Below are 7,188 nucleotides of genomic sequence, written 5' to 3'. Positions count from 1 at the left end.
CCCGCGAAACGCGAGCACCGCAGGTTGCCCCGTAGCGCAGCGAAGGGGTCGCAGACAGTGGGGTCGCCTTTCTTTTGCCTACGTTTCTTTGGCGAGACAAAGAAACGTAGGTCGCCTGCCGGGGCGAGTCCCGGCCCCGGGAAACAAACACCCCTCAGCGATGAAAGATCAAAGAGAGGTCAAAGCGTATGACTCCGATCCCCGACAGCAAACCCCATCGCCTCCCAAGGCTCTCCAACACCAAACCCCACAACCTTGAACAACTCCCCCATCTCATGCTCATGAATCAGCCGAGCCGCCATCCCCCGCTCAGCGACGGTCCCTTGCTCCATCACCCCCAGCAACCCGCAATTCAAGAGAAACCGCGCCTGGCTCGTATACCCCAGCACAGCCAACCCAGCGTCCTGCCCGGCAAGCGCAACCCCCGTGAAGTCCACATGCGCAGTGATGTCCTTGAGCCCCACGTCGGACAAAGGGTCCCCATCGGCCTTGTGCCCCCGGTGGCACATCACCGTCCCCATATGCCTCTGCGGGTGGTAGTACTCGCCCTCGGGAAATCCGTAGTCGATGAGAAAGGCCGCCCCCTTCTTCAACCGGTCTGCGAGCGTCGCAACAAAGGCCTTGGCCTGCGGATGGATCTCGGTGAGGTAGTCATGCTCGCCGGGCACCTCGACCGGCGGCCGCAGCCCGGTCTCGCGATCGGCCCAGGCCCATCCGTCGCCGGCGGCGTTGCGCACCACGCCCCGCTCAAACCACTTGCCGCCGACGCGCGCCAGCAACTGCACCGGCATCGCATCGAGTACTTCGTTGCCAACGACGACCCCCTGCATCGATTCGGGCAGCTCGTCGAGCCACTCGACGCGACCCGCATGGCCGGCAAGCGCCTGCTGCTGCCGCTCGCGCAAGGTGCCCGACAGGTCGACGATGCGATAGCGCACGTCGCCCCGCCCCATGCCGTCGAGCGCATGCAGCAGCTGCACGGCCAGCGCGCCGGAGCCGGCGCCGAATTCCCACACCGTGTCGGTGCCGGTCTTCTCCAGCGCCTCGGACACCTGCGCGGCCAGGGCCTGGCCGAACATGGGCGTGAGTTCGGGCGCGGTCACGAAGTCGCTGCCTGACGAAGGCATGTGGCCGAACTTGGCCAGGGTGTTGGCGTAGTAGCCGAGGCCGGGCGCGTACAGCGCAAGAGCCATGAAGCGGTCGAAGCCTATCCAGCCGCCCGCGCGCTCGACGGAACGCGCGATGAGGTGGTCGAGGGCGGTGGGTAAACTGCTGGGGGTCGTCTTTGTCGTCACAGCGCCATTCTCCCTCTCCCCGCATGAGCTCCGCCTCCCCCGCATCCAACTCCCCCCGAACGGTTCTCGTCACGGGCGCGGGCCGCCGGCTCGGCCGCGAGATCGCGCTCGCACTGGCCGCGGGCGGCTGGCAGGTGGCGGTGCACTATCGGACCTCGCGCGCCGAGGCCGAGCAGACCGTCGCCGACTGTGCCGCGCTGTCGGGCGATTCGGCCCTGTTCGCGGCCGACCTGGACGACGAGCAGGCCACCCGTGCCCTGCTGCCGCGCGTGGTGGCACGCTTTCGCGGCATCGATGCGGTGGTGCACAGCGCAGCCCTCTTCGAGCACGACGAGGCCTCCACCTTCGGCTACGCGCTCATGGAGCGCCATGCGCGCAGCAACACCGGCGCGGCCATCCTGCTGGCGAATGCGCTGCACGAGCACCTGGCCGCGCGCGATGCGCACGGCGCCGTCGTGCACCTGCTCGACCAGAAACTCTGGAACCCGAACCCCGACTTCCTGAGCTACACGCTTTCCAAGGCGGCCCTCGAAGCCGCGACGCCGCTGCTGGCGCTGGCACTGGCGCCGCGCGTGCGCGTGGTGGGCGTGGCGCCCGGCCTCACGCTGGCGAGCCACATGCTCGACGACGACAAGTTCGCACAGCTGCACAAGCTCTCGCCGCTGGGCCGCTCCTCCACGGCGCAGGACGTGGCCGCCACGGTGAAGTTCGCGCTGGAGAACCGCTCGATCACCGGCACCACGCTGCTGGTGGACGGCGGCCAGCACCTGATGAAATTCGAGCGCGATTTCTCGCTCATGTGAGCCCATCCACCATGTCCACACCCTCGCACGGCCACCAGACACTCACCCTCCAGGGCCTGCGCTTCGACGCCAACCTGGGCATCCTAGAGCAGGAAAAAACGGCGCCCCAGCCGATCCTGGTCGACGCCGAGCTCAATCTCGGCCCGCAGCCGCTGCTGCCGCAGGACGACGACATCTTCCACGTGCTCGACTACCGCAAGGTGCGCCGCATCATCATCGACGAGTGCACCGCCGAGCACGTCAACCTGCTGGAGAGCCTGATCGGCAAGCTGGCGCAGCGCCTGTTGCAGCTGCCCGGCGTGCTGGGCGTGCGCGTGAAGATCGCCAAGCTCGAGATCTTCGACGACTGCGAGGTGGCGATCCGCATGGAAGCCGGCGAGTGGTGAGCCACCGCTAGCCCTTGCCACTGCACTTCAGGCAGCCGAGCCACAGGCAACGGCTGTCTTCTTCTTGGAAGCGGCTGGCCTCATCCGCACCGCCAGCGCGCCGAGCGCCGATACCGAGGCCATCGCCGCAACGCCCGGCCATCCCCACTGCGCAAGCACCAGGGCACCCAGCGCGGAGCCCGTGGCCATGCCGACGAACACACCCGTGAAGAACACCGCATTGAGCCGGCTGCGTGCGCCGGGGTCGATGCCGTAGACAACCGTCTGGTGCGCGATCAGCGCGGCCTGCAGGCCGAAGTCGAAGCCGATGGCGGCGACCACGATCAGCCCCAGCCGCGCGGCGGGCGTGGCCAGCAGCGGTGCGAACAGCATCGCGGCGAACGACACGGCGACCAGCGCGGCGCCCATGCGGATCACCAGCTCGGGCCCGCGACGGTCGGCAAGGCGCCCCGCGATCGGCGCGGCCAGCGCACCCGCCGCACCGGCCAGACCGAAGGCGCCGGCGGCCGCGCTGCCCAGGTGGAACGGCGCACCATGCAGCATCACGGCCAGCGTCGACCAGAAGGCGCTGAAGCCCACCGACAGCAGGGCCTGCGCGAAGGTCGCGCGGCGCAGCGCGCCGTGGCGCTTCCACAGGCCGGCCAGCGAGCCCAGCAGCGCGCCGTAGCCCAGGTGCGTGGTCGGGCGCAGGCGCGGCAGCCCGCGCGCCGCGGCCACGCCGATGAGCGCGATGCTCACGGCCGCGACGACGAACATCGCGCGCCAGCCGAAGTGCTCGGCCACGAAACCGGCAAGCACGCGCGACAGCAGGATGCCCAGCAGCAGCCCGGTCATCACCGTGCCGACGATCCGGCCGCGATGCGCCTCGGGCGCCAGCGTGGCGGCGGCCGGCACCACGTCCTGCGCCAGCGTTGCCGCCAGGCCGATGACGAGGCTCGCGGCCAGCAGCGGTGCGACCGAGGGCGAGAAGGCCGCGCCCAGCAGCGCGAGCACCAGCACCGAGGCCTTGGCGAGGATGATGCGGCGCCGGTCGAAGCGGTCGCCCAGCGGCGCGAGCAGCAGGATGCCGAGCGCATAGCCCAGCTGCGTGAGCGTGGGCACGAAGCCCACGGAGCGGGCGGAGGCGCCGATGTCGGGGCCGAGCACGCCCAGCATGGGCTGGCTGTAGTAGAGCGCCGCGACGCCGAAGCCGGCGCTGGCCGCCAGCAGCAGGATCAGCGATCCGGGCAGCTTTTCATGCGCTTTTTGAATGGAAGACATGGTGTAAACCCTTGGTTTCGAGAAGCGAGGGCTGGAGTTTGCGAGCTGCTTCCCTCTGAAGGTAGCCCTGCGGGTCGAACAATTGATATACGCTCGACGCATGGCCACGCTTCTCCCGCCCCCTCCCCCGGCCGACCGCATCGAGCTGATGCAGACCTTCGTTCGCATCGTCGAGGCCGGCAGCCTGTCGGCCGCCGCCGCCCAGATGGGCACCACCCAGCCCACCGTGAGCCGCCGCCTGCAGGCGCTCGAACGCTCGCTGGGCGTGCGGCTGCTGCAGCGGTCCACCCACGCGATGAAGCTCACGGAAGACGGCGAGCGCTGCTTCGACCGCGCCAAGGAGCTGATCCTGAGCTGGGGCGCCTTCGAGGCCGAGTTGCGCGGCGTCGGCGACCAGCCCGAGGGGCGGCTGCGCGTGGTGGTGCCGCACGCCTTCGGGCAGCAGCTGCTGGTCGGGCCGCTGGCCGCCTATCTGAAGCGCCATCCGCAGGTGACGGTCGAATGGCTGCTGCACGACAGCCCGCATGACGACACGCCCGATTTCATCGCCGAGGGCGTCGACTGCGCGATTCGCGTGGGCGAGGTGACGGACCCCAACGCCGTGGCGATCCGCCTCTTCGACGTTCCTCGCATCGCGGTCGGGGCGCCGTCGCTCTTCGGGGCCGGCACGCCGGTGCCGGCGCACCCCGCCGAGCTCGAAGCCCTGCCCTGGCTGGCGGCGCGCAATTTCTACCGGACCGAGGCGGTGTTCACGCACGAGGGCACGGGCGAGGTGTACCGGGTGCCGATACGCCCTCGCATGATCACCGACAGCCTCTACGCCCTGCGCAGCGCGGCCGTGCTGGGCGCGGGCGTCGGGGTGTCGTCGGCCTGGATGCTGACCGGGGAGCTGGAGGCGGGCCGGCTGGTGCACCTCGCACCCCGATGGCGCGGTGTGCCGGCGCCGGTGTACATCGTGTATCCGTATGCGCGCTTCTATCCAGCGAGGCTGCGGCTCTTCGTGGAGGCGATGCGGCAGGCCTTTCCGGAAAGCCCGATCCCCGCGGCGGGAGCCCCGGGAAATGGGCCGGATGACAGGCGAGATGACGGGTGACATGGCAGGTGAAATGGGGATCGGGGACAATCACCCCCTTCCCCCGACTCCCCGAAGCAGCCTGCCCATGAACGCCGTCTGGATCGACGAGGCGCCCGCCACCGCCGACGCCACCGCTCCCTCTCCCGCCAATTCCATGAAGATCGAGCGCGAGACGCACAAGCTCGAGAAGCGCCTGTGCCGCGAAGTCGGCAAAGCCATCGTCGACTACAACATGATCGAAGAGGGCGACAAGGTCATGGTGTGCGTCTCGGGCGGCAAGGACAGCTACGCGCTGCTCGACATCCTGCTCAAGCTGAAGGCGCGCGCGCCCATCCACTTCGACATCGTCGCGGTCAACCTCGACCAGAAGCAGCCCGGCTTTCCCGAGGAGGTGCTGCCCAGGTACCTGAGCGAGCTGGGCGTGGACTTCCACATCGAGAACCAGGACACCTACAGCATCGTCAAGCGCGTGATTCCCGAGGGCAAGACCACCTGCGGCCTGTGCAGCCGGCTGCGCCGCGGCATCCTCTACCGCGTGGCCGACGAGCTGGGCGCCACCAAGGTCGCGCTGGGCCACCACCGCGACGACATGCTGCAGACCTTCTTCCTCAACATGTTCTTCGCCGGCAAGCTCAAGAGCATGCCGCCCAAGCTGGTGAGCGACGACGGCAGGCACGTGGTGATCCGCCCGCTGGCCTACGTGTCGGAGAAGGACACCATCCGCTGGGCCCAGCACCGCGAGTTTCCGATCATTCCGTGCACGCTGTGCGGCAGCCAGGAGAACCTGCAGCGCAAGCAGGTGGGCGAAATGCTGCGCGAATGGGACAAGAAATATCCCGGCCGCGTGGAGAACATGTTCACCGCGCTGCAGAACGTGGTGCCTTCGCACCTGCTCGACGGAACGCGGCACGACTTCAAGGGTCTGAAGGCGACCGGCGTGGCGGACGACGAGGGCGACAAGGCCTTCGATCCGCCTTCCTTCGATCTGCTCTCCCAGGCACCTGCCGCCCTGCGCATCGTCCAGGGCTGAACGGGCAACCCAGGGGAATTTGGGGCACCAGTGCCCGGAGACCCTCATGAAATCTGCGTTCTCGGCTCTTCTTCTTGCCGCCAGCCTGACGGGCTGCGCCACCTCCTGGGTGGTCGACAGCGACGTGAAGAGCTTCGCCTCCCCCGGCGCCATCGCGCCCGGCGCCACCTACCGCTTCGACCGCCTGCCCTCGCAGCAGGCCGACGGCGCGCGGCAGGAATCGCTCGAAGCCATGGCCGGCGCGGCGCTCGACCAAGTCGGCCTGCGCCGCGACGACGCCAAGGCCCAGTACACCGCGCAGATCGGCGCGCGCGTGACGGCCGGCCTCTCGCCCTGGGCCGATCCGTGGCTCTACAACGGCCCCTGGGGCTACGGCTACGGCGGCTATGGCTACTACGGCCGGCGCTGGTACGGCGGCGGCTGGTATGGCGGCCCGGTGTTCGCGCCGCCTGCCAACCCCTGGTACGAGCGCGAGGTAAGCATCGTGCTGCGCGAGGCCGGCACCAACCGCGTGGTCTACGAGACCCGCGCGCGCAACGACGGCCCCTACACCTCGAGCGCGGCGATCCTGCCGGTGATGTTCCAGGCGGCGCTGCAGGGCTTCCCGAACCCGCCGCAGGGCGAGCGCCGGGTCAACATCGAGCTGCCGACGGCTCAGCAGGCCCGGAAATAGCGGCTTTTAAAATTCCCCGGATGGAAGAACCCACCCGCCTGATCGCCGTTCGCCACGGCGAGACCGCCTGGAACGTCGACACCCGCATCCAGGGCCAGCTCGACATCGGGCTCAACGCCACCGGCGTCTGGCAGGCGCAGCGCGCGGGCGCCGCGCTGGCCGACGAGCCCATCGGCGTCGTCTATGCCAGCGACCTCTCCCGCGCCTGGCAGACCGCGCAGGCCATCGCCGAGCCCCACGGCCTGGCCGTGCAGCCCGAGCCGCGGCTGCGCGAGCGCGCCTTCGGAACCTTCGAGGGCATGAGCTTCGCCGAGATCGAGGCCACGCTGCCGGTGGAAGCCAGGCGCTGGCGCGAGCGCGACCCCGAATTCGAGCCCGAGGGCGGCGAAAGCCTCCTGACCTTCCGCGACCGCGTGACGGGCGTGGCCGCCGAACTGGCGGCGCGCCATCCGGGCGAACTGGTGGTGCTGGTGGCGCACGGCGGCGTGATGGACGTGCTGTACCGCGCAGCCACCCGCCAGGAACTGCAGGCGCCGCGCACCTGGCAGCTCGGCAACGCGGCCATCAACCGCATGCTGTGGACGAGCGAGGGGTTCAGCCTCGTGGGTTGGAGCGACACCGCGCACTTGGTGGGCGACGCGCTCGACGAAACCACGACCTGAAGAG

8 protein-coding genes are annotated in these 7,188 nt (G+C 69.4%); 6 read left to right on the top strand and 2 right to left on the bottom strand.

Going from position 1 to position 7,188, the window contains the following annotated elements:
- Positions 1-179 precede the first annotated feature (179 nt).
- The gene (locus tag FHT32_RS28360; RefSeq protein WP_371132264.1) at positions 180-1,295 is read right to left on the bottom strand and encodes a class I SAM-dependent methyltransferase; all 1,116 of its coding nucleotides are present in this window, start codon (positions 1,293-1,295) and stop codon (positions 180-182) included.
- A 23-nt stretch (positions 1,296-1,318) separates the two neighbouring features.
- Between FHT32_RS28360 and FHT32_RS28355 the strand changes: the two genes are divergently transcribed.
- Both FHT32_RS28355 and FHT32_RS28350 read left to right on the top strand, forming a co-directional pair.
- Positions 1,319-2,098: an SDR family oxidoreductase gene (locus tag FHT32_RS28355; RefSeq protein ID WP_176667883.1), complete on the top strand. Its 780-nt coding sequence runs from the start codon at positions 1,319-1,321 to the stop codon at positions 2,096-2,098.
- 11 nt (positions 2,099-2,109) lie between these two features.
- Entirely contained in the window at positions 2,110-2,484 is a 375-nt protein-coding gene (locus FHT32_RS28350; RefSeq protein WP_126021358.1) for a dihydroneopterin aldolase, read from the top strand.
- Positions 2,485-2,511: 27 nt separating this feature from the next.
- On the opposite strand, the gene FHT32_RS28345 is transcribed toward FHT32_RS28350, so the two are convergent.
- Entirely contained in the window at positions 2,512-3,744 is a 1,233-nt protein-coding gene (locus tag FHT32_RS28345) for an MFS transporter (RefSeq protein WP_176667882.1), read from the bottom strand.
- Positions 3,745-3,844: 100 nt separating this feature from the next.
- Between FHT32_RS28345 and FHT32_RS28340 the strand changes: the two genes are divergently transcribed.
- From FHT32_RS28340 to FHT32_RS28325, 4 genes are all read left to right on the top strand, one after another.
- Positions 3,845-4,837, top strand: coding sequence for a LysR family transcriptional regulator (locus FHT32_RS28340; RefSeq protein WP_176667881.1), 993 nt, complete (start codon positions 3,845-3,847; stop codon positions 4,835-4,837).
- Positions 4,838-4,904: 67 nt separating this feature from the next.
- Positions 4,905-5,849, top strand: coding sequence for a tRNA 2-thiocytidine(32) synthetase TtcA (gene ttcA, locus FHT32_RS28335; RefSeq protein ID WP_176667880.1), 945 nt, complete (start codon positions 4,905-4,907; stop codon positions 5,847-5,849).
- Positions 5,850-5,895: 46 nt separating this feature from the next.
- A complete protein-coding gene (locus FHT32_RS28330) occupies positions 5,896-6,522 on the top strand; it encodes a DUF4136 domain-containing protein (protein WP_176667879.1) in 627 nt (208 codons plus the stop codon).
- 20 nt (positions 6,523-6,542) lie between these two features.
- Positions 6,543-7,184: a histidine phosphatase family protein gene (locus FHT32_RS28325; RefSeq protein ID WP_176667878.1), complete on the top strand. Its 642-nt coding sequence runs from the start codon at positions 6,543-6,545 to the stop codon at positions 7,182-7,184.
- Positions 7,185-7,188: the final 4 nt, after the last annotated feature.

The sequence above is a fragment of the Variovorax sp. SG517 genome (assembly GCF_013376045.1).
GTDB lineage: Bacteria > Pseudomonadota > Gammaproteobacteria > Burkholderiales > Burkholderiaceae_C > Variovorax.
Note: the sequence above shows the minus strand (reverse complement) of the source record. Positions and strands in the feature narration are given on the sequence as shown.